Consider the following 21,149-nt stretch of genomic DNA (forward strand, 5'->3'; position numbering starts at 1 on the left):
CAACGTTAACTGGAGCAGCGATCATGGCGCCAATTCCGTTTGTCAGATTCATCTGGCTCTATGCAGGCAGATGCGTGAATGCACTTTGCGTCGCCGCTATAGCGTTCGCGCTTACCACGTTTGCGACCCGCGTAGAGGCGCAAACGGTAGGTCCGATCACGCTCAGCGGTATGAATCTGTGCGCGGACGTTGACTCTGCATCGACAACGGGTGGCGCCTCGGTCATTTCCTGGGGCTGTTCGGGCGGTGCAAATCAGCAATGGCGGCCCGTACCCACCGGATCTCAGTTTCACTTCGTAAATCAGAACAGCGGCCTGTGCATGGACGTGACAGGTGAGAGCTTGAATGCTGGTGCCGCCATTATCCAGTGGGCATGCAACGGTCAGACGAACCAGACGTTTACTGCGAAGCCGCAAGGCAACGGCTACGCGATCGTCGCTGCGCACAGCGGCATGTGTCTGGCGGCGCAGAGTCTGACTGGATGGGGTCAGCAAGTGCGACAGCAGGTATGCAATGGGAGTGCTCTACAGACGTGGCAGTTGAGTGGCCTGAACGTGAAGACATTGCCGTCGAAGTGGTCGGCGCCTGTCGGGGTGCCGATGGTTCCCGCGGCGGCCGCCAATCTTCCCGACGGCAATGTGCTGGTGTGGTCGTCGGATATGCTTCTCGACTTTACGTCCGGGGAAATCACGCCGGGAAAGACCTACACCGCGGTCTTTAACCCAACTACGGGAACCAACAAGGAGGTGCTGGTCAGCAACACCGGGCACGATATGTTCTGCCCCGGCATTGCGAATCTGCCGGACGGCCGCCTGCTGGTGAACGGGGGATCGAGCAGCTCGAAGACGAGCATCTACACGCCTTCGACAGGTCAATGGTCGTCGAGCAACCTGATGAAGATCCCACGCGGCTATCAGGGGACCGTTACGTTGAGCAATGGGAGCGTATTCACGCTTGGTGGCTCATGGAATGGCGGCGAGGGCGGCAAAAACGGCGAAACATGGACGTCCGGTTCGGGTTGGCAAATCAACGGCGCGATACTCGCCGACTACATATTGACCCAGGACGCGGCGGGCATATTCCGCGCCGATAATCACGCGTGGTTGTTCGCGGTGTCCAATGGACGGGTTTTCCACGCCGGACCGAGCCAGGCCATGCACTGGTTCGACACGGCGGGTAACGGCAACGTGACCGATGCCGGCAAGCGCGCGAACGATACCGATGCGATGAATGGCAACGCGGTCATGTACGACATCGGCAAGATTCTCGCAGTTGGTGGCGCGCCAAGTTATGAGCAGTCGAATGCGACGTCGAATGCGACGCTCATCGATATCAGCACCGGCACAGCGGTTGCCACCGCGCTGCCTCCGATGAGCTATACGCGGGCATTCAGCAGCAGCGTTGTGTTGCCGAACGGGCAGGTCGTCGTGGTGGGCGGTCAAGCCTTTGCGCAGCCTTTCTCGGACGACACTGCGGTGCTGACTCCGGAGTTGTGGGACCCGACGACGAAAGTCTTTTCTCAGCTCGCGCCGCAAGCCGTGCCGCGGACGTATCACAGCGTTGCGCTGCTGTTGGCGGATGGCCGCGTGCTGAGCGGAGGCGGCGGACTGTGCGGCGGCTGCGCGACTAATCACACAGACATTGAAATACTTACGCCGCCGTATCTACTCAATGCGGATGGATCGGCTGCGACACGGCCGACCCTCAGCAACGTACCGGCCGATGCACAACTCGGTACTTCCATCGCCGTAAAAGCGAGCAGTGGTGTCAAGGCATTCGCGCTCATGCGTCTGTCGTCCAACACGCATGCTGTCAACAACGAGCAGCGACGCGTGCCGTTGAGTTTCACGGTAGGTACGGCTGGTGAATTCATTCTGAAGATTCCGGCCGATCCTGGTATTGTCGTGCCTGGCTACTACATGCTCTTTGCGTTGAACACCAACGGTGCGCCGAGCGTATCACGCACGCTGCGCCTGCACTGATGATTACGTCGACAACCCTACGCCAGGCGATTCGGCTGACGATCTGCCTGGCGATATTGAGCAATGCGAACTTCGCGCATGCCGACCTGAGCTGTTCGCCGGGCGATATGGGCTGTGCGATTTTCACCGGGCAACGTGCGGCAGTGGCGCACCTGCGCGACGACAATCAATCGCTGCCGGAGTGGACCACGCGATGCGTGAATTGCCATACACGGACGGATCCATCGCCCGGCTTTGCACCGCCCCTTACTCGTGGCTACTTGCTCGATGCAAGAAGCCGCCGGGGCGGGCCGCCCAGTCGGTACGATCCCGTTGCCTTCTGTCGGGCAGTCAAAGACGGCATAGATCCGGCAAGCGTGGTGTTGCGCAAGTCCATGCCTCATTTCGAGCTATCGAGTGCCGAGTGTGCAGCGCTTTGGCGCTTTGTCACTAACCCGTAGTGCGCTGAACGCATAGTGCACATGTCGCCCACTGGCCGACATCAGGAGGGCGTCGGGGCCAACTTGGCTTACTGCTTATGCGGCGCGTGCTCGAGCATCGCATCGGCGATCCGATGATTGCCGTTTTCCTTCAGCGCTTCGGCCGCGCCCTCGATGTCGCGTGCGTCCTTATTCTGGCTTAGCTTGCTTTTGCCCACGAGCCGCGTGATCTCGATCTCCAGGCCGACAATCGCTTTGAGCATGGTGTCGATATATTCGCTCGGCGCATCTCCCATTTTCCACGGACGAGGCTGGCTCGCCTCGTGTGTGCGAGTCAGGCGCGCCACGACGCCTCGCACATATTTTTCATCGTCGTGAATCGTGATGCGGCCGTGCGCGTGCACCACCATGTAGTTCCAGGTGGGCACCTGTCTGTGCGTTTCCTGCTTGCTCGGGTACCACGTCGGCGAAATATAGGCATCGCCCGCATGGAAGACGACGAGTACTTCGTCGCCGTTGGCCACGTCCTGCCACAGCCGATTGTTTCGCGCGACGTGCGCGTGCAGCACACCGAATTCGCCTTCTTCTGGCGCTAGTTCGAACGGAATGTGATTGGCGTCCAGACCGCTCGTGCCGTGAGTGATCAGCGTGCCAAAGGGATTGTGCGCGATGAACGCATGCAGCACGTCTTTGCGCGCTTCGTTGAAATGGTCGGGTACGTACATGGCTGCTCCGTTGAGTTCTGTACGCAGTGTGCGCCAAAACTCGTGTCGCCTGTAGAGCCAGCTTCGGGCGATTTCTTCAGGCCAGAGTCGCGGCGCCGCGTGTCGGTATCTCCGTGAAAAAGAAATGGCCTCCCGCCAGAAAACAGCGGGAGGCCATTTCGTACATCGAACCCGGACGGGCGGATCAGCTATCGGCGTGGCCCGACGTAAAGTTCGTGAATGCGCCGTACGGCGGATTCAGCGCGGTCCCGTTGGTCATAATGCCGAACGTGTTGTTCCCGCTGTCGAGCACGTAGTACATGACGGACTGGATGTTGTGCGTCTTGCGAGCCGCATAGAACGAACCCAATTGCGACGTAATGTAACTCGCTCGATATGTTTGCGACTGCTCCGGGCCGGTGTTCCACTCGGTGATGAAGAACGGCACACCGTATCGGGCCTTGCAGTACGCAGGCAGGTTGAAGCCCGGACCCGCGCCATCGATACCGATGTTGAAGATGTCGCCATACACTTCATAGTTGTGCCACGTCGTGATGTCCCAGCGCACCTTCGGATATCCGCCGCTGCCGTCCGGTTGCATGCCGTCCCACAGCGCGTCCGAGGCGCCGACGTCGGCGACGCAGAAGTTGATACCGCATTTCGCGCCGGGCTGCGCGGCTTTCACTCCGTCGATCATGCCGCGCATTGCGCCGCGCATGGTGGGCCAGTTCGCGTTGTTGAAGTCGACGGCCTTCGTTCCTGCGTTCGTCGAATCGATAATGATCGCCCTGTCGCGCGTCAACTCGTTTCCGCATTCATAAAACGTCACGCCGTACGGCTTCAGCGCGTTGGCGATCGTGAATGCCGGTCCGTACGTGGCGTTGTATGCAGCGGATTCGCCTGCGAGCAGTTTGCCGCTGCTGTCGTAAAGACCCAGGTTGACCAGTACGAGCAGCGTCATACCCGCCGACTGGAACGCCTGTGCCAGTTTGACCACAGCATTCAACTGATTCGGATCTGCCGTGCAGCCGACGCGGTAGCTCGTGCAGCCCAGGCCCTTCAGGATCGATATGAGTTGCGTCGGCGTGTACGTGTAATCGAAGTGACCGTTGATGCCAAAGAAGCTTCCGGCGGTCGCAGCGACGGCAATGCGCGGGTCGCTACATGGCAACCATTGCGAGGCCACCTCTGCATTCGCGTAGAACTGTCCGCTGGTGTTGCGGCAATAGATCTTGCCGCCGTACCACAGTACCAGCGACACGTTGTAGTTGTTACCCACAACTGCGCCGTTCCGGGAGAGCACACCGTTGGTTAGCGTCCATACGCCGCCGGTCTTGTCGATAATGTTGGGAGCCGACGGCATCGTCGTACCGTCCGGCGACGTCGTGCCGAGGCGCGGGTCATTCGAAGACTGCCACGTCGATCCAGTCCACTGGTAAAACTGTGAGCTGGTGTTCTCGACGTAAATGTTGCCGTTGAAGCACAGCGCGAGAATCACGTTGTAGTTGTTCCCGGCCTTCGCGCCATTGCGATAAGCGACACCGCCCGAAAGAGTCCAGGTGGCGCCCGAGCCGTCGATGAGGGATGTCGCCGGCGGCATCGCGGCGCCGTTCGGCGACGTGCCTTTGGCCGTTGCGTTTGTCTTTTGCGCCGCAGAATTAGCGGTAATTGTGCCGCCTTCTTCTGCGCCACCGCCGCCGCATGCGCTCAAAATAACACTTCCGCTCAGTGCCGTTAGTGCGCCAATAAACTGTCGTCTTTTCAACATTTTGAATTATCCGCTATCGAAAAAACCCCGAAAAAATTTATAAATTTGATCTTGTATTTTTGTTAATTAATGATCTTGAAACCAGAAAATCTTTATTTTTATTCGCACTACTGATCGTCTATAAAATCTCAGTGCTATTTGGTGCGTCATGCCGTGCGTCTGCCGAACCGGTTTGCGCCGCTTTAATGAACGAGGCGGTTCAAACAAACGCGCACGAGCCAGTCGAAACGGCCGGGCCGATTCGCGCGTCGGGGAATCATCAACAGTGGGGTCAACCGAACTGTTTGCCGGAACCGCGGATCAGAACGGTGTCCGTGCAAACGTTTGCCGGGAAGCGAACCCGCAATCCGTAAAATTTGCGGGGTTGCTACTGCGAACGGAGTAGATCTTACCCGCAACAGTGGTCGGACAAAACGGGAAATAGCAAATTCCCGCCAGAAAGCAAGATCGTTTCCGATTTCGCGGGTTGCCCCAAATAAGTTTTACTTTCTCCTTATCGTATGGGGACTGGTCGCCCTGCATTTTTTTCGCTTTGACCCTAAGAGGTGGAGGTCATATTTTCCGCTTCCATGCGCAACAGGTTAGCTTCCCGCCGCCACTTCGCGCATATCGAACGAATGCCTCCGTTCACCATTTCGAACGCTTGGGCGAGGGGCCTGCTGAGATTGGCGCGTTGTAAGGTGATGCAACTTCGCCAAACGGTTTGGCGCATATTAAGCGTCAGGTCATTGACTAAACTAGTTACGCGACTGGAAAAGACAATATGCAAAGCTGGCCGCGAGTGTTAACGTGTCCTTTCATAAACCCGATAAACCGTTGCATCGACATTCAGAAGGATTTATATAGGTCCGCCGGCTATGACGTGTTCCCACTGTCAATCAGGGGGCTTCTGATCGGGGGGTTCGCCGATCTGTTCAAGCCGCAGAACATGCTGGTATTCATTGGCTTGAATACAGGGCTTTCAGGCGGCAGAAAGGCACGGCGCAAGTTAGCCTGACCGGATGCCTGCTACTCAGTTACTAGCTTTTCGACAGCGTTCGTATGCTGTACGACCGACTCGAGGAACTCCGCGTAGTACCGGCAGCAGGGCTGCGATTGTTCGCATTGGTTTGCGTCGGTTTCTTCAATCTTGCCGTAAGTGAAGTGCTCTTCAAGAAGCTGGAGCACGACGTCGGGACCGCACCTTAACCGGGCCATATGGCGTGGTGATAATTCCACGAGGATGGCATCGACTTTAGCGAGGGGCTTACTTCCGCCAGTAAAGACATAAGGCTCCGCGTCCTGGGTGTCGACTTTCGCAAAGACAGGGCCGGCCAACTGAATAGGAAGACCATCCAGTCTTGCGCAACGCACTTCGGTGATCTTGCGCCTCACGTCGTTCTGTTTTGCCGGAAGGTTGAGTTCGATGCGAAGGCGGCGGTCGCCCAGATTGCCGTCGGCAATTTCGAAGGGCAGTACTTCCTCCCGTTCGTGCAACGCGAGTTGGAAAGTCTCGATGTTGGATGTCGGGCAATTGCCGCAATGTTGCGTAGAAGATTGCGGTAGTTGACTGGTTCGGGTTCGAACGAATAACACTTCACGCGCTCGTTGTGCTGCGCAATCGGTATGGTTGTCATCTCGATGTTCGCGCCGATGTCGAGATACGTCCCTCCCGAGTCGCGAAGAACAATTTCAATTTCTCCGAAAGCTCAGGCGCCCAACGTCCGGTCTCGGCGTATTTCTTGAGAATGCTTAAATCATTCGAACTGCTGACCATCGTGCCGTCCTGTCCATTTGCCGAGAGCCACACAACATTCAGCTTTCGTGACAGGCTGGACAGGTAGAGATAGCAATACTCTCTCGCGAGCGAGTTATCCACCAGGAGGGACTTTGTCATGACATGCCGAAGCCTCGACGGGAGCGACATTGGCCTGTCTTCACCAACAATCACCAACCAACAGCGAGTGCAATGTCGCGTCGATGACGCAACAGGCCACGTGGCCGCTACACGAGCGGCGCAACTTTAGATAACGGTTGATCTAGCGTCGCGCCGCGAACCCTCCGGCCCATGTGTCAGGCGGTGCGGAAAACCGATACGGCGGTGCGCAATTGCTGCGCTTGATGTTCGAGAGAGCCGGCGGCCGCAGCCGCCTCTTCGACTAACGCGGCGTTCTGCTGCGTCACTTCGTCCATCTGTGTGATCGCCTGATTGATCTGCTCAATGCCGCGGCTCTGTTCGTGCGACGCCGACGCGATCTCGCCCATGATGTCCGTCACTCGCTGAATCGCGATGCCGACCTTTTCCATGGTTTCCCCTGCGCTCGCGACAAGTTCGGCTCCTGCCTCGACCCGCGAGCCCGATGCCTCGATGAGCACCTTGATATCTTTGGCGGCACTCGACGATCTTTGCGCGAGACTGCGGACTTCGCTTGCGACGACGGCAAAACCCCTGCCTTCCTCGCCCGCTCGCGCGGCTTCGACCGCCGCGTTGAGCGCAAGAATGTTCGTCTGAAACGCAATGCCTTCAATAATGCCTATGATCTCGGCGATTTTGCCCGAGCTCTCCTGAATCCCGCTCATCGTGTCCACGACTTGGCCCACGATCCTGCGTCCTTCGAGCGCGACCTGATTTGCATTGTCGGCGAGGCCGTTCGCTTGCCTCGCGTTTTCCGAGTTCTGCTTGACGGTCGCGGTCAGTTCTTCAATGCTCGCCGCCGTTTCCTGCAGCGATGCGGCTTGCTGCTCGGTCCGTGCGGAAAGGTCGGTGTTGCCCGCTGCGATCTGACTCGTCCCGCTCATCACCGCCTCGGAGCTCATGCCGATGCGGACCACCATGTCGAGCAATGACTGCCGCATGCGTGCCACCGATGCGAGCAAGCTCGTTTCACTAGCGCCCGTAACGACGATCGGAAGACTCAGGTCGCCGACCGACATGCGGTGCATGGCCTGCGACACGTCGGCGGGTTCGCCACCAAGTGCGCCGGTCACGCGGCGAATGATTTGCCAGGCAAGTGCCGCAATACCGAGAATCGCAACCGAGATCAGGGTGATGAGGAATGCGCCCGTTCGCCAGAACGTCGCGCTGATATCGGTGGTGAAGATGCCGGTTCCAATCCACCATCCCCACGGCTTGAACTCGACCAGTCCGTTGATCTTTTCTACCATCTCGCCGCTGGTGGGATGCTTGGCGAGCACGGTCATGATCGGAATATGTTCGCGGGCGAGCATTTCACGGTAGAGGTCGCCGTCGGGACGTCCGTCGGGTGCCTTTCCGACGTTGATTTTGCCGACGGTCGAAGCCTTGCGGTGTACCAGCGTGAGGCCGTCGGGAAGGCGAGCCCAGAAGTAGCTCTCGTCCGAATAATTCAGTTGGCTCAACGCCTCTTTCGTCGCAGACTGCGCCTGCTCGGTCGTCAACTTCCCGGCCACTTCCTGGTCGTGGTAGTACGTCGCGAGGTGCTCTGCCATTCGCAGCAGATTGGTGATCTGCGCGCGCTTGTCGTCGAGCATCGCTTGTCTGACGCTGTAAAGACTGTAGGAACCGACAACCAAGAGCGCGACGAGCGCCGCGAGCGCAAGCATCGTCAGGCGCGTGGAAACCTTCATTGGAAACCTCAATTGTTCAGTGGTCCCGGCGCCGAACCAGTATAAAAAGCGCGCAGGTTTCTCATCAACGGCACAGCGCGCCGATACTGTATTAGGGTTTCTATGGATTCGATGACGCGCGCCCCTTGGCGTCGCAGGAGCGGGCGCGAAGATTTCTTGTGAGTGAGCAGGTTCGGGTTTACCCCTGCCTTGGCCGCCTCGGATCTGGTGGAGTGGGCGGGCTATCTATCCCGTGGCGGGGCAGAGCATGTAAATCTCAACTGTCCCCACATCCCTTCTTGAATTTGTCACCACCCGTCCATATAATTAGCACTCGCTGCACGAGAGTGCTAACAACTTCGCCGGTTGGCTCGGCCAGCCGGGTTTTCCAAGCGTTCTTCAGTCTCAATCAAGAGAGGAGTATGTATGAACCTTCGTCCTTTGCATGATCGCGTGATCGTCAAGCGTCTGGATCAAGAAACCAAGACCGCGTCGGGCATCGTGATCCCCGAAGCCGCAGCAGAAAAGCCGGATCAGGGCGAAATCCTGGCAGTCGGCCCGGGCAAGCGTGACGACAAGGGCGCACAGATCGCCCTCGACGTGAAGGTTGGTGACCGCGTCCTGTTCGGCAAGTACGCAGGCCAGACCGTCAAGGTCGACGGCAACGAACTGCTCGTGATGCGCGAAGAAGACATCATGGCCGTGGTGAACAAGTAAGCGCAAGCCGCTACTTCCCCGGTTATATCCCAAGAATTCAAGGAGTTAGAAGATGGCAGCTAAAGACGTCGTATTCGGTGATTCCGCCCGTGCCAAGATGGTCGAAGGCGTGAACATCCTCGCGAACGCTGTGAAGGTCACGCTGGGTCCGAAGGGCCGCAACGTTGTCCTGGAACGCAGCTTCGGCGGCCCGACGGTCACCAAGGACGGTGTGTCGGTCGCAAAAGAGATCGAACTGAAAGACAAGCTCCAGAACATGGGCGCGCAAATGGTCAAGGAAGTGGCTTCCAAGACCAGCGACAACGCAGGTGACGGCACCACGACCGCAACGGTTCTGGCTCAGTCGATCGTCCGGGAAGGCATGAAGTACGTTGCATCGGGCATGAACCCGATGGACCTGAAGCGCGGTATCGACAAGGCTGTGGGCGCTGCGATCGAAGAACTGCGCAAGATCAGCAAGCCGTGCACGACGAACAAGGAAATCGCACAAGTCGGCGCGATTTCGGCAAACAGCGACTCGTCGATCGGCGATCGTATTGCTGAAGCAATGGACAAGGTCGGCAAGGAAGGCGTCATCACCGTCGAAGACGGCAAGTCGCTGCAAGACGAGCTGGACGTCGTCGAAGGTATGCAATTCGACCGCGGCTACCTGTCGCCGTACTTCATCAACAACCCGGACAAGCAAGTTGCCGTGCTCGAGAACCCTTTCGTGCTGCTGCACGACAAGAAGGTCTCGAACATCCGCGATCTGCTGCCGGTTCTGGAACAAGTCGCCAAGGCTGGCCGGCCGCTGCTGATCATCGCAGAAGACGTCGAAGGCGAAGCACTGGCAACGCTGGTGGTGAACAACATCCGCGGCATTCTGAAGACGGTTGCCGTGAAGGCTCCGGGCTTCGGCGATCGCCGTAAGGCCATGCTGGAAGACATCGCGATCCTGACCGGCGGCCAGGTCATCGCTGAAGAAACCGGCCTGACGCTCGAAAAGGCAACGCTGGCAGAACTGGGCCAGGCGAAGCGCATCGAAGTGGGCAAGGAAAACACGACGATCATCGACGGCGCTGGCGAAGCTGCAAACATCGAAGCGCGTGTTAAGCAAGTCCGCACACAAATCGAAGAAGCTACGTCGGACTACGACCGTGAAAAGCTGCAAGAGCGCGTTGCCAAGCTGGCAGGCGGCGTTGCAGTGATCAAGGTTGGCGCTGCGACCGAAGTCGAAATGAAGGAAAAGAAGGCACGTGTCGAAGACGCACTGCACGCAACGCGCGCAGCTGTGGAAGAAGGCATCGTTGCTGGCGGCGGCGTTGCGCTGATCCGCGCACGTACGGCGATTGCCGGCCTGAAGGGCGCTAACGCCGATCAGGACGCAGGTATCAAGATCGTCCTGCGCGCAATGGAAGAGCCGCTGCGCCAGATCGTCACGAACGGCGGCGAAGAAGCCAGCGTCGTGGTGGCGGCAGTTGCTGCTGGTCAAGGCAACTACGGCTACAACGCAGCAACCGGCGAGTACGTCGACCTGGTTGACGCTGGTGTCGTGGACCCGACCAAGGTCACGCGCACTGCGCTGCAAAACGCAGCATCGGTGGCAGGTCTCCTGCTGACGACCGATGCAGCTGTTTGCGAACTGCCGAAGGAAGACGCACCGATGCCTGGCGGCATGCCCGGCGGCATGGGCGGCATGGGCATGGACATGTAATTTCATGTCCGCTCCCCGGTCACGCCTCGTACAGAGGTTCAACCGGGAGCCCATGGAAAGCGCGCCGCAAGGTGCGCTTGCCAAAGAAAAAACCCGCAATCAAATGCGGGTTTTTTCATGGTCGGCGCGTTTGGGCTCTAACTTGGAAATTCTTGACTGTTGGCACTCACTTCAAGGCTTATTTTTGTGGTCTCCACTAAGGACCAATTCACGCCCGACCATGCTAACGCTCGCAAGGTGAGCAACGCCTATGGCGATCGCGTCAACGTCAACGTCGTTGTCCGCCGCGGCGAAGCTCCTGGTTTCAATGAATCACCTCGTCAAATGTGAAGGGCCGCCTGAAAGCGCGGGGGAACCGCTATAAGCATCGAATAATTTCCCGGCGGAACGTCCTCGGCGGTTACTACCTTATGCGTACGTCCCGCAAACATTTCCGTGAAGTTGAAAATGCGCCGGATAAATGTATTCCGCGACGCTGTCCCGCTCTGATGCCAGCAAAATTTGTATCCCAAGCCTCTCAGTATTGAAATGGACTCTGAATCTCCTTCTTTGAAGTCACTTTCATGCTGCTCCAATACGATCAGTGGCCAGTGCTTCGTGATAGTGCGTAAGCCGCCCTGCAGTACCTTGGGTTCGAAACCTTCGACATCCATTTTTATAAAGCAAACCCCTTTGTCGCGATAGTCGAGATTATCGAGCCTTTCGATTTGCACGTCGACGCAGTTTACGTCCGAATCGGCGCCCAGCTGGTCCGAGACGATGGCAGATTCGCCCATGTTATCGGGTACCTCCGACAACCTGAATGTTCCTTTCTTGTCCCCAAGACCAATATTGAATGCTTTGATCTTTTTCCGGAAGCTCACATTAAATTCGAGCAAATAGAAAATCGAGGGATTTGGCTCGAAGCAATACACCTCGTCAAATATGTTCGAGAAATAAAGGCTGTGGTTGCCAATATTCGCACCTATATCCAACCCGACGCCCGCACGGAAAATATCATGCAAAGGCTCGAGGAAGCTGAACAGCACATCGAGCTCCTCTTGCTCGTAGACGCCGAAAACATGGATAAATCCGCCGATATGTTCATTCGCGAATACGGCCATCTTGTGGCCTCTTGCGCGTAGACGCTTCTCCGCAAGCCCGTTAAGCCTATGAAACGATAGTCGGTCGATTACGTAGCTAAAATTCCTGGCGCTAACGCGCTTGGCCAAAATTCTCTTTGGGAGGAACGGCTGCGAAGCAGGCACGGTCTGCGAATCGATATCCATCTGTGACTCCAAATAGAGATGCCAGGGCGTCTGCGCTACCCTGCAGACTGTACGTAACACACGTCTTCGCCAGGAGCCGCCGGTGCGTCGACGGTGTTCGGACAAGCCTGGTCACACGTCATTCGCTAATGGCCCATTTCGGGGAATGTTATGTGTCGCTTCGTCGAAAAAGGCCAGTGCGGCGCAAAGTCGGGCGATACAGTCGCAAAATGCTGAGGAACAGCGGTGTTGGGCCTGTGTCGCTTCATCCGATGCGGGTGTCTCACTTCTGGGTGGATGCGCGCTGCCTGCTCAGCAGGGATGCGTTGCGCCGGCCGGATATCGACAATGTGCCAATGTGACCGACATTGACATCGACGAAAGGCAAGGGCGCACGGCCGCATCGAAGTGAGGCCGCTGGAAGCCAGGGCGTGGCACTGTATTCTGCGGTTAATTGTCCGGTTTGGCAGACGTGAAAGCAACGAAAGCACTGTAGGGCTGAATGATCGGCGTACCGTTGATCATGATGCCGTAGGTAGTGTTGCCACTGTCGAGCACGTAATACATCACCGACTGGATGTTGTGCGTCTTGCGCCGATTAGAATCCGGTCAGTTGCGTCGTGACGTGGTTCGCACGGGTGCTTTCGGTCTCTTCCGGACCTGTGTTCCATTCGGTGATAATCAAAGGCACGCCAACCAAGCCTTGCAATACGTTGGCAGGTCGAACGCCGGACCCTTGCCGTCACTGCCACTGACGAAGATGTCGCCGTACGCAGAGCAGTTGTGCCACTTGGTAATGTCCTAGCGCAGTGGCCGATGGCCGCTGCTGCAAGCGGGTTGCATCTCTTCCCACAGCGTGTCCGCCGCGCCGATGCGTTGCACGGCCGAACCGATCCAGATCAATGCTGTGACCAAGATTGCGCACGCTTTCCAAAGTGCCGGCCTCAAGTTGTTCGTTCTGATCAACCAGGCGTCACGGATGCCAACGACGGGCTCCAGGCGAACGAAGGCCTACCAAGGCAACATGGCAGGTGCGAAAACGGTCGCCGCGGCACTCGCGCCTTACGGCGTGACAATGTACGAATGCGGCAACGAACTGACGCGCCGGGACTGCCGGAGGGATTGCGGTGCCATTCAAAGAAGCGGCGGCGTGCGCTTTCGCGTCAATATTGGCCGATCCAGTACATTGTCGCCGCCGTTTTTACCACCTCCGCCACACGCGCTTAAGAGGTGGCTTCCACCGATAGCTGCAGGACGCTAATAAGTTGACGTCGTTCTAGCATGGTAAATAATTCCGTTGCCGAGAAAAATTCTCGATAAGAAACGCAAAAACGCTCATTGCGCTGCGAGTGAATAATGCGCGCCATCGGGGCGCCAGCTAGTTAGTACTGTTGATGGACAGGCAAATTTATTAGCTTCTTCGAATGGAACACTGCCGGTCGGAAAGCTTAAGTGAAACGTTTGCTGCGCGAAACTCCCTTTAGGCGAATACAGGTTCCGACTGGCGGCGACATTCGCTTCGTCGCTGCTATTAACAGGCGAAACGGACGGCAAGCCTAAGATGGCCGAAGTTCCCGCCGGGTTGAAGCAAAAGTATTTAAACGCTCGCGGGCTTTGTCGCATCAATTCTGAAGGATGGTTGATTGCTTGACTTTGTCTCACCGATTCCTCGATCCAGAAGCGGCGGCCGCAAGATGAGCCGGACAATCGTCCATTATTCTGGGACGGCTGACCGATTATTGGAACGTCGAACCTATATCGTTTGTCGCCCCTCTTACCGTGTCGCAGCGCGGTTTTGCGATATTGTCGCCGTTCGATCACTAAAACTTATTGGTCAAGGCGCATGACACTTTTCGTGCAAGTACCGGAAGATGCCCGCTACGCTTTCGGCCGGCGTCAACGTCGCGGTGTCGATTGTGATATCCGGATCGACCGGTGCTTCGTAGGGCGCTGATACGCCTGTGAACGATGCAATCTCGCCGGCCAGCGCCTTTGCATACAGACCTTTCGGGTCGCGGCGCGCACATACCGCGAACGGCGCGGACAGATATATCTCCACAAATTTGTCAGCGCCCACGATATCGCGCGCCATCGTCCGGTCGGCCTGCGTCGGCGAGATGAGTGCGGTAATAACGATAAGTCCTGCGTCGTTCATCAACTGGGCGACATGCGCGACACGGCGGATGTTTTCATGGCAGTCCCGCTGGTCGAAGCCAAGAACGCTGCCGAGGCCGTGGCGAACATTGTCACCGTCGAGTACATAGCAGGCCCGGCCTTGCGAGACGAGTACCATGGCCTGCAACGGAAATACTACGGCCGTTCGCTACCACCGACTACCAGCCCGTGTCTGCTTGGTCCATCGCGTGGTAGTCCCGGACTTCCTGCTGTATCAGCCAGTAATACGCTTAAGCAGCGACCTGATTATTATCAGGAACTTTCGCTTCGGTCGAACGCAACTCTTTTGGACGCCGGATCATGATTGGCCGTTCTATCAATCTGTGGACAATCTCAGCGATAAAAATCACGCCAATCGAAAAGATAAGGAGTGAGATTATCGGCGTCGTTGAAATCCACCCCTGGTGTTTCATTGTCCTGAGCACGCTGAAATTGCATAAATAAAGTGCATAGCTGCGCACGCTGACCCATCGGACAACCTTTACTTCTCTCCACTGCTGGAAATGCGCCCATATGACGAGGGCGGCGAACGAAGCTGGCGCTAGGCTATATGTAAAGGTGCGCGAGAAGAAATCGCCCGGGTAAAGATGGCCCATCATGAATGTGATAGTCAACGTGGCACCCATTACGCCAACCAAACCGATTAGATGGGCCCACCGACGCAGGGTGGTTTCAAATGCACGCACGAGCCAAATCGCGACTATGCCGAAGGCGATAGCATCAAGCCTCATCACAACAACCTGGCGTATGTTTCTATCGAACTCAAGCGCCGGATCGTAGGCCAAGATGCGGAGCGCAAGCGGCACGACAATGAGTGTCAGCGCTATCACTAGGATGCGTGTGCGAGCCCGCATTCCAACGAGGCATGCAAAGAACACTGGGAAGATCAGATAGAACCATTCTTCCACAGCGAGTGACCAGCTCTCCTGATACCAATCTATCATAGGCCAGGCAAGATTCTGCAGGAAAACGAGGTACGTAAGATAACTGTTTGACCATGCATTACGCAGCGTTATTCCATCCACCGTTACGAAGCAGGTCGCAATGAAGATGACGTAGTATATGGGCAGAGTGCGCATCCATCGGCGAACATAGAAGTTCCTGGCGACGCGCCACGAGAACCCGTGCTCGAAGTCGCGGAGGATAATGCCTCCAATGAGGAAACCACTCAGCGCAAAGAATAGTTCAACGCCGAGATCGCCCATCACGTAAATAATGGCAGGCACATGCTGCACAGCAAATATTGAGAAGTGCACCACCAAAACCGGCAAAATTGCGCACATCCGGACGACATCAAGGCCGAAGTTCCTGTTTTTCATGATTTAAGCTGCATAGTTATGCATGATGGCTTGCGCCGGCATGGGCGGGCGGCCAATGTTACAGCAATCCGCGATTTCCACAGCGAAATGGGACCGATGCAGTATCAGTGCATCGCCGATTGCAGCCGGTATGCGATCAACTCGGCCAACACCTCATGCCCGAGATCATTCGAGTGGATTGGGTCTTGTGTAATGTCGACTGCGGCCATTTGTCCTGACTGCTCTTCTTGCAGCAGTGCATTCTTGTCGCTTATGTAAGGCAGGTGGAATTCCTGCATTACCGGCACATGCCAGTCCTGAGCGTTGTGCCCCGATCGATCGATGACGGCGAGCAGGACGACGGCTGGGTGCGAGGGCGCATTGAAGATCTGCTGGATGAGGTCGCGTAGCTCGCGGTGCTGTTGCTAAAAAATGAAATCACCGTGGATTCCCCGCTTTTGGGCGGACGAGTGAAAAATGTGGGCGATGACATATGAAACAAGACGATTTCCGATTCGCGAGTGTATCGCGCACGTTCGTCTCTCGTTGTAGCGTCGAATTACGCGACGGATCTCGGATGCGGGGGCAGGACGTCACTTACGGGCTGCTGCCGCAGCAACAAAAGGCGGCGTCAAATGCGCGAACCGCCGGGAAACAGGAACCGCGACAACACCGCAGCAAGGCCGCCGCGCACGCCGTGCAAGGGGCATCGCGCGAAACGTCGAAACAGGCAATGCGCGGTAAGGCGAAAAGAGGGGAGCGCGTCAGTGCCGCGCTTCGCCGGGCGCCGCGTCCTTGCCGCTTGCCGGCGGCGTTTCGTCGTCGCTGCTGCGAGCCCAGAAGAACCGGTCCGGCATATACGCGCCCATACCCGGCCGGAACGCGCTGCGCACCGCCTGGTACAGGTATTCCTGAGCCTCGCGGACCGCCTCTGCCGGCTCCTGGCCATTGGCAAGAAGTGCCGCGATGGCCGAGCCGAGCGTATCCGTCAGGCCCATGATGCGGTGACTGCCGCGATCCCACATGTCCTGACGCAACTGGCCGTCTTCGCTGAAAAGCGTATTGACCAGCCGGTGCGTGCCGGTTTCCGTCGACAGAATGTATTCGCAGCCCTGCGACAGCAGATGCGAGATCGCGGCGTCGAGGCTCGGTGCTTCGGCGTCGCCGTCTGGCTGGGCGAGCGCGAGCAGGGTGGCCGAGTCGGCAACCAGCAAGGTGGTTTGCGGCGCGAGCAGGTCGGCAATGGCTTCACGCAGTTCATCGGCGGCGAGGACGTGCTCGTCGTCGAGAGTGAAGTCGGGGGCAAGAATTAGCGGAATGTCGTCGTAATCGGCCACTACTTCGGCGATCGCGCTCACTACCTCGGCGCGCGTGCAGGCGCCGACCTTGAACGCTGCAATCGGCATGTCCTCGAGCAGCATGCGCGCCTGGGTCGCGACAACCTCCGGGTCGAGCCCGTTGACTTCGTCGCAACTCGCCGAGTCGCGCACGGTATAGCCGGTGAGCACGGAGACGCCATGACAGCCCATGCTGGCAAGGGTCAGCAGGTCGGCTTGCAGGCCAGAGCCGCCGGTGGGATCGGAGAGGCCGAAGGTGAGGACGATCGGAGGCGTGTCGCTGGGCATGAAGATTTACAAAGGAGCAGTATTTTTGGCGCGGTGAGTGCGCAAGCGGCTCAATTATGCGTCCTAAAACGGCCCGGGGGCGTTTTTTCGCATCCCCGCAGGCTTCGCCCCGTTCTTCTTGGCTGGCTTGTGGCGCGACGCCGCACGCAGCGGCGCTTTTTCCCATCTGGCATTGCCGAAGGTCGGCGGGCACAGGGACTGCGCGTTTGCGATTGCTAGGCATTGGGGCGGCAACACGGTACCATCATGGCTCCCGTTTCCACGGACTTCACGACGCGATACAAGAATGGAATATCAAAGCTGGATGTGCCTGATTTGCGGCTGGATTTACGACGAAGAAGCCGGTTTGCCGGAGGAGGGTATTGCGCCGGGCACGCGCTGGGAAGACGTTCCCATCAACTGGACGTGCCCCGAGTGCGGCGCGCGCAAGGAAGACTTCGAGATGGTCCAGATCTGAAGGCAAACGGCGGCCGGCGTAGCCCGGCCGAGGTGTGGCACGCGCCGGAACGTCCTCGTGCTGGCCGTGTCTCCACCGCAGGTTGACGTTGCGTAGTCTGTCATGGCGCATTGGTCGTTCTGCATTTGTCCCTGTGCAGCTGTCATCGCGCATTTGTCATTGCGCATTTGTCATTGTTCAGTCGCCGGTTCGCGCGTTAGGCGCTCAGTCTGCGCGCGGCGCCCAACGGCGGCCCGCCGACTTTCCGTCGCCAACTCATGACTCTTCGATCCGCAGCACCCGTTCCCTTCGACGCATTGCCCAATCCGCGCGGCGGCGCTGTTCGCCCGGCGGAACTTGCGCTAGCCGAAGCGCTGCTGGCGTTCGAACAACACACCGGCTGCACCACCGCGCTGGTGCGCGCCTCGCACGCACTGCGCAGCGCGGGCTGGCTGAGTGCCACGCGCTTCGCCGACGTGCTCGTGCGCCTCTCGCCGCTGGCCGCGGGCGATCCGTCTGAGGCCGAACACGTGCGCCCGGCGTTCGGTGCCGCGCTGCGCGACTTCCGTGCAGCGCTCGAACGTCACAACCTGCGCGAACTGGCTTGCTCGCCTACGCTCTTCAGTCATTACCGCGAGTTGTGTGCCGATCTCGGCGAACACACCGCGGCTTCTCCGGTGGCCTTCGAAGACCTCGCACTGACCGCGCGGCCCGTGCCGCCGGTTTCGTTTCATGCGCAGTCGGCCGAGCAACTGGCTCATCTGCGTGCGCGCTACGAACGCGCGCTGCTCCCGGTGCTGCGCTCGCAGCCGGATACGGGCAGCGTGGCGGCGCGTGCTGCCACTAACGCCGCGCTCGACGAACTCGACGCGGTGTTCACCGAACTCGCCGGTCCCGATCCCTACGACTTCTGGCGTCTTGCCAAGGCCTGCGCCCGTGCATTGCGAGTCAGCGGGCGCGCGGCGGGTGAGCCCGACTCCCGGCGTTTCTACGCGCGTTGCAATCTGGCGCTTGCCGACCATGCACGCGGCATCGAACGCGCGCAGCGCTCGCTGGTGCGAGCCACCCTCGCGCTGCTGTGGCGCGATTACGCGCTGTTCGGCGCAGCCGCTGAAGATGCCGACCAGGTCGAGGTGCTGCACGATTACGGCTTGACGGTCGATTGGCACGTGGCAGGCACGCAGGCATCGGAAATGCTTTGGGAAGCCGGAGCCGTGGAGGCGCAGTCATTCAGCGCACGCACTTCCATGACACGCGAACTGGGCGTGCTGAGCGTGAACACGCATGCGTACGAAGACTTTCTGCAGACCGCCGACGCGGCCATCTCCGCGCTCGCCGAACATGCGCGCGCCGCGGACCAGCCTGAGAAGGCCGATCCGAGCGAAGCGCTCCAGGCGGGCGACGCCGCGTACCGGCTCGGGTCCGCAGCTTGCGCGCTCGGTCTTGGCCATGTCGCGCTGCTGGCCGATGCGCTGGGGCTCGCCTGGCGGCGTCGCGCTCATGCCGGCGTGTCGACGCCTGCGGTGCGTGCGCACGTGATCGTCGACGCGCCCGCGGCCAGTGCGCTGGAAGGCGCGGCCGAGGCATTGCGCGCCACGCTGCACAAGGTGGCGGCGGGCGTGGCGCCGCCGGCTAGCGGCGCGGCGCTGAGCGCGCTTACGCGGGCGATCGAGCAGGGCGGCGCGTAACGGGCGTCACGTGCGCCCGGGCCGCGCAGCGAGCGCATGAGGTACGCAACTACGCAGGCAACGAAGTAGGCAACCAGGCAGTCAAGCGCGCAGGCCCAAGCTGCACCGTGGCAAGGCCCGCGTGCGTGATAGAGTGCAATATGAATCGCCGTCGATGGCTTGCGGCACGCTCCATGACTCGCGTCGCCAATCCACGCTCAAAGCCCGCCATCCTGCACCGTCTTTGCTAAAATCCGAACTATGTCCAAGAGTACCGATCGCATCAATCTGACCAACCAGTTCCTGATCGCCATGCCCAACATGGCCGATCCGACGTTTTCAGGAACGGTGGTCTACCTTTGCGATCACAGTGAGCGCGGCGCGCTCGGCCTCGTGATCAACCGGCCGACCGATATCGACCTGGAAGCGCTCTTCAGTCGCATCGACCTCAAGCTCGAAATCGAGCCTCTCCTTCACGTTCCCGTGTATTTCGGCGGCCCGGTGCAAACCGAGCGCGGCTTCGTGCTGCACGACCCGAAAGACGGCAACACTTATACGTCGTCCATGTCGGTGCCGGGCGGTCTCGAGATGACCACGTCGAAAGACGTGCTCGAGGCGGTTGCCAGCGGCACCGGTCCCGAGCGTTTCCTGCTCACGCTCGGTCACGCCGGCTGGGGCGCGGGTCAGCTCGAAGAAGAGATTTCGAAAAACGGCTGGCTGACAGTCGAGGCCGACCCGAAAATCGTGTTCGACGTGCCGGCCGAAGAGCGTCTCGAAGCCGCGCTGGCGCTGCTCGGCATTTCGCTGTCCATGCTGTCGGGCGAGGCCGGGCACGCATGAGGGGCGCCGCATGAGTCTGCCGGCCGGACGTGAGGCGACGCTGCTTGCGTTCGACTACGGTGAAAAGCGCATCGGCGTGGCGGTCGGCAATTCGCTGACGAAGAGCGCGCGGCCGCTCGTCATCGTGCAGAATCGCAGCCGCGAATTTCGCTTCGCAGAGGTCGGCAAACTGATCGCCGAATGGAAGCCGGACGCGCTCGTCGTCGGCTTGCCAATGCATCCGGACGGCACGCCGCACGAAATGACGCAACTCGCCAAGCGCTTTGGAAACCAGTTGAACGGTCGCTTCAATTTACCCGTCACGTGGATCGACGAGCGTTATTCGTCGGTCGAGGCAAAGTCGGGTATCCGCGAGGGCAAGGGCCGTGCCGACATGCTCGACGCCGAAGCCGCCAGCATCATCCTTCAGCAATATCTAGACGGACTTTCCGACAATCATGAGTTCCATTGACGCCGAAGCGCTTTATCGCGCGCTGCTCGATCAGATTCGCGCCGCCTACGGCGACGAATTCGGTGCGGCGCAAAACGGTGCGGAGGGCGCCGTGCTCGCCGGCATTTACAGCGGCGGTGCGTGGCTGGCCGAGCGGCTCGCGCATGATCTCAAGCTCCCGAGTTTCGGCGTTGTGAATGTCGCACTGCATCGGGACGACTACGCGAAAAAAGGTCTGCACTCGCAGGCAAGTCCGACATCGCTGCCGTTTTCCGTCGACGGCCGCCGCATCGTGCTGGTCGACGACGTGCTGTACACCGGCCGCACGATCCGCGCAGCGCTCAATGAACTCTACGACTACGGCCGCCCGGCGGCGGCCGAACTGGCGGTCCTCGCCGATCGCGGTGGGCGCGAGTTGCCGGTAGCGGCACGCTTCGTCGGCGGCGTGGTGGATGTGCCCGCGGACGCGACGCTGGTGCTCGCGCGCGACGAGAGCAGCGCAGGCCAGCCGCGTTTCACCTTCCACACCGAAGCCCGCGCCGATTGAGCACGGCATCGGGCGCGAGTGCGCACGCACCGCGACT

16 protein-coding genes and 3 pseudogenes are annotated in these 21,149 nt (G+C 59.1%); 9 read left to right on the plus strand and 10 right to left on the minus strand.

Annotation, left to right across the window (positions count from 1 at the left end; translation table 11 throughout):
* The first annotated feature begins 23 nt into the window (after positions 1-23).
* Positions 24-1,982, plus strand: coding sequence for an RICIN domain-containing protein (locus tag J2W46_RS13305; protein ID WP_310354306.1), 1,959 nt, complete (start codon positions 24-26; stop codon positions 1,980-1,982).
* Between the two features lie 508 nt (positions 1,983-2,490).
* Here J2W46_RS13305 and J2W46_RS13310 read toward each other — a convergent pair.
* The 4 genes from J2W46_RS13310 to J2W46_RS13325 form a co-directional block, all read right to left on the minus strand.
* On the minus strand, positions 2,491-3,126 hold the full coding sequence (locus J2W46_RS13310) for an FMN-binding negative transcriptional regulator (RefSeq protein ID WP_310354308.1): 636 nt from the start codon (positions 3,124-3,126) through the stop codon (positions 2,491-2,493).
* Positions 3,127-3,310: 184 nt separating this feature from the next.
* Positions 3,311-4,873, minus strand: coding sequence for a hypothetical protein (locus J2W46_RS13315; RefSeq protein WP_310354310.1), 1,563 nt, complete (start codon positions 4,871-4,873; stop codon positions 3,311-3,313).
* 1,008 nt (positions 4,874-5,881) lie between these two features.
* A complete protein-coding gene (locus J2W46_RS13320; protein ID WP_310354312.1) occupies positions 5,882-6,448 on the minus strand; it encodes an FkbM family methyltransferase in 567 nt (188 codons plus the stop codon).
* Positions 6,449-6,925: 477 nt separating this feature from the next.
* On the minus strand, positions 6,926-8,458 hold the full coding sequence (locus J2W46_RS13325; protein WP_310354313.1) for a methyl-accepting chemotaxis protein: 1,533 nt from the start codon (positions 8,456-8,458) through the stop codon (positions 6,926-6,928).
* Positions 8,459-8,863: 405 nt separating this feature from the next.
* On the opposite strand from J2W46_RS13325, the gene groES reads away from it, so the two are divergent.
* Both groES and groL read left to right on the plus strand, forming a co-directional pair.
* A complete protein-coding gene (gene groES / locus J2W46_RS13330) occupies positions 8,864-9,154 on the plus strand; it encodes a co-chaperone GroES (protein ID WP_006047749.1) in 291 nt (96 codons plus the stop codon).
* A 52-nt stretch (positions 9,155-9,206) separates the two neighbouring features.
* Complete coding sequence (groL, locus tag J2W46_RS13335) at positions 9,207-10,847, plus strand: chaperonin GroEL (protein WP_020069817.1); 1,641 nt, start codon at positions 9,207-9,209, stop codon at positions 10,845-10,847.
* A gap of 320 nt (positions 10,848-11,167) precedes the next feature.
* Here the strand turns inward: groL and J2W46_RS13340 are convergent, their stop codons facing one another.
* Together J2W46_RS13340 and J2W46_RS34565 are read right to left on the minus strand one after the other, a co-directional pair.
* Positions 11,168-12,115, minus strand: a complete 948-nt coding sequence (locus tag J2W46_RS13340; RefSeq protein WP_310354316.1) for an FkbM family methyltransferase — start codon at positions 12,113-12,115, stop codon at positions 11,168-11,170.
* A gap of 429 nt (positions 12,116-12,544) precedes the next feature.
* A pseudogene (locus J2W46_RS34565) lies at positions 12,545-12,970 on the minus strand (hypothetical protein); the annotation flags it as partial.
* Between the two features lie 4 nt (positions 12,971-12,974).
* Here J2W46_RS34565 and J2W46_RS34355 point away from each other — a divergent pair.
* Positions 12,975-13,199, plus strand: a pseudogene (locus J2W46_RS34355) (hypothetical protein); the annotation flags it as partial.
* A gap of 729 nt (positions 13,200-13,928) precedes the next feature.
* Here the strand turns inward: J2W46_RS34355 and cysC are convergent.
* The 4 genes and pseudogenes from cysC to J2W46_RS13365 form a co-directional block, all read right to left on the minus strand.
* A pseudogene (gene cysC, locus J2W46_RS13350) lies at positions 13,929-14,381 on the minus strand (adenylyl-sulfate kinase); the annotation flags it as partial.
* 118 nt (positions 14,382-14,499) lie between these two features.
* Positions 14,500-15,588: an acyltransferase family protein gene (locus tag J2W46_RS13355; protein WP_310354317.1), complete on the minus strand. Its 1,089-nt coding sequence runs from the start codon at positions 15,586-15,588 to the stop codon at positions 14,500-14,502.
* 104 nt (positions 15,589-15,692) lie between these two features.
* A complete protein-coding gene (locus tag J2W46_RS13360; protein ID WP_310354319.1) occupies positions 15,693-15,866 on the minus strand; it encodes a hypothetical protein in 174 nt (57 codons plus the stop codon).
* A 465-nt stretch (positions 15,867-16,331) separates the two neighbouring features.
* On the minus strand, positions 16,332-17,192 hold the full coding sequence (locus tag J2W46_RS13365) for a hydroxymethylpyrimidine/phosphomethylpyrimidine kinase (RefSeq protein WP_020069820.1): 861 nt from the start codon (positions 17,190-17,192) through the stop codon (positions 16,332-16,334).
* Between the two features lie 286 nt (positions 17,193-17,478).
* Here J2W46_RS13365 and J2W46_RS13370 point away from each other — a divergent pair, with 286 nt between their 5' ends.
* The 5 genes from J2W46_RS13370 to pyrR all read left to right on the plus strand — a co-directional run bounded on the left by J2W46_RS13370 (position 17,479) and on the right by pyrR (position 21,112).
* Positions 17,479-17,649, plus strand: a complete 171-nt coding sequence (locus J2W46_RS13370; protein WP_007178992.1) for a rubredoxin — start codon at positions 17,479-17,481, stop codon at positions 17,647-17,649.
* A 257-nt stretch (positions 17,650-17,906) separates the two neighbouring features.
* On the plus strand, positions 17,907-19,316 hold the full coding sequence (locus J2W46_RS13375; RefSeq protein ID WP_087751582.1) for a hypothetical protein: 1,410 nt from the start codon (positions 17,907-17,909) through the stop codon (positions 19,314-19,316).
* Positions 19,317-19,556: 240 nt separating this feature from the next.
* Complete coding sequence (locus J2W46_RS13380; RefSeq protein WP_020069822.1) at positions 19,557-20,135, plus strand: YqgE/AlgH family protein; 579 nt, start codon at positions 19,557-19,559, stop codon at positions 20,133-20,135.
* A gap of 10 nt (positions 20,136-20,145) precedes the next feature.
* On the plus strand, positions 20,146-20,586 hold the full coding sequence (gene ruvX / locus J2W46_RS13385) for a Holliday junction resolvase RuvX (RefSeq protein WP_020069823.1): 441 nt from the start codon (positions 20,146-20,148) through the stop codon (positions 20,584-20,586).
* Entirely contained in the window at positions 20,573-21,112 is a 540-nt protein-coding gene (gene pyrR, locus J2W46_RS13390) for a bifunctional pyr operon transcriptional regulator/uracil phosphoribosyltransferase PyrR (protein WP_310354321.1), read from the plus strand. The genes ruvX and pyrR overlap by 14 nt, the downstream gene beginning before the upstream one ends.
* Positions 21,113-21,149: the final 37 nt, after the last annotated feature.

Origin of the sequence: Paraburkholderia strydomiana, from assembly GCF_031456815.1 — a bacterium.
GTDB classification, from domain to species: domain Bacteria; phylum Pseudomonadota; class Gammaproteobacteria; order Burkholderiales; family Burkholderiaceae; genus Paraburkholderia; species Paraburkholderia caledonica.

Coding starts and splice junctions, on each gene's coding strand:
- J2W46_RS13310 (WP_310354308.1), bottom strand. CDS start 3,126: ATGTACGTACCCGACCATTTCAACGAAGCGCGCAAAGACGTGCTGCAT.
- groL (WP_020069817.1), top strand. CDS start 9,207: ATGGCAGCTAAAGACGTCGTATTCGGTGATTCCGCCCGTGCCAAGATG.
- J2W46_RS13305 (WP_310354306.1), top strand. CDS start 24: ATGGCGCCAATTCCGTTTGTCAGATTCATCTGGCTCTATGCAGGCAGA.
- J2W46_RS13355 (WP_310354317.1), bottom strand. CDS start 15,588: ATGAAAAACAGGAACTTCGGCCTTGATGTCGTCCGGATGTGCGCAATT.
- J2W46_RS13360 (WP_310354319.1), bottom strand. CDS start 15,866: ATGCAGGAATTCCACCTGCCTTACATAAGCGACAAGAATGCACTGCTG.
- pyrR (WP_310354321.1), top strand. CDS start 20,573: ATGAGTTCCATTGACGCCGAAGCGCTTTATCGCGCGCTGCTCGATCAG.
- J2W46_RS13380 (WP_020069822.1), top strand. CDS start 19,557: ATGTCCAAGAGTACCGATCGCATCAATCTGACCAACCAGTTCCTGATC.
- J2W46_RS13375 (WP_087751582.1), top strand. CDS start 17,907: ATGACTCTTCGATCCGCAGCACCCGTTCCCTTCGACGCATTGCCCAAT.
- groES (WP_006047749.1), top strand. CDS start 8,864: ATGAACCTTCGTCCTTTGCATGATCGCGTGATCGTCAAGCGTCTGGAT.
- J2W46_RS13340 (WP_310354316.1), bottom strand. CDS start 12,115: ATGGATATCGATTCGCAGACCGTGCCTGCTTCGCAGCCGTTCCTCCCA.
- J2W46_RS13365 (WP_020069820.1), bottom strand. CDS start 17,192: ATGCCCAGCGACACGCCTCCGATCGTCCTCACCTTCGGCCTCTCCGAT.
- J2W46_RS13315 (WP_310354310.1), bottom strand. CDS start 4,873: ATGTTGAAAAGACGACAGTTTATTGGCGCACTAACGGCACTGAGCGGA.
- ruvX (WP_020069823.1), top strand. CDS start 20,146: ATGAGTCTGCCGGCCGGACGTGAGGCGACGCTGCTTGCGTTCGACTAC.
- J2W46_RS13325 (WP_310354313.1), bottom strand. CDS start 8,458: ATGAAGGTTTCCACGCGCCTGACGATGCTTGCGCTCGCGGCGCTCGTC.
- J2W46_RS13370 (WP_007178992.1), top strand. CDS start 17,479: ATGGAATATCAAAGCTGGATGTGCCTGATTTGCGGCTGGATTTACGAC.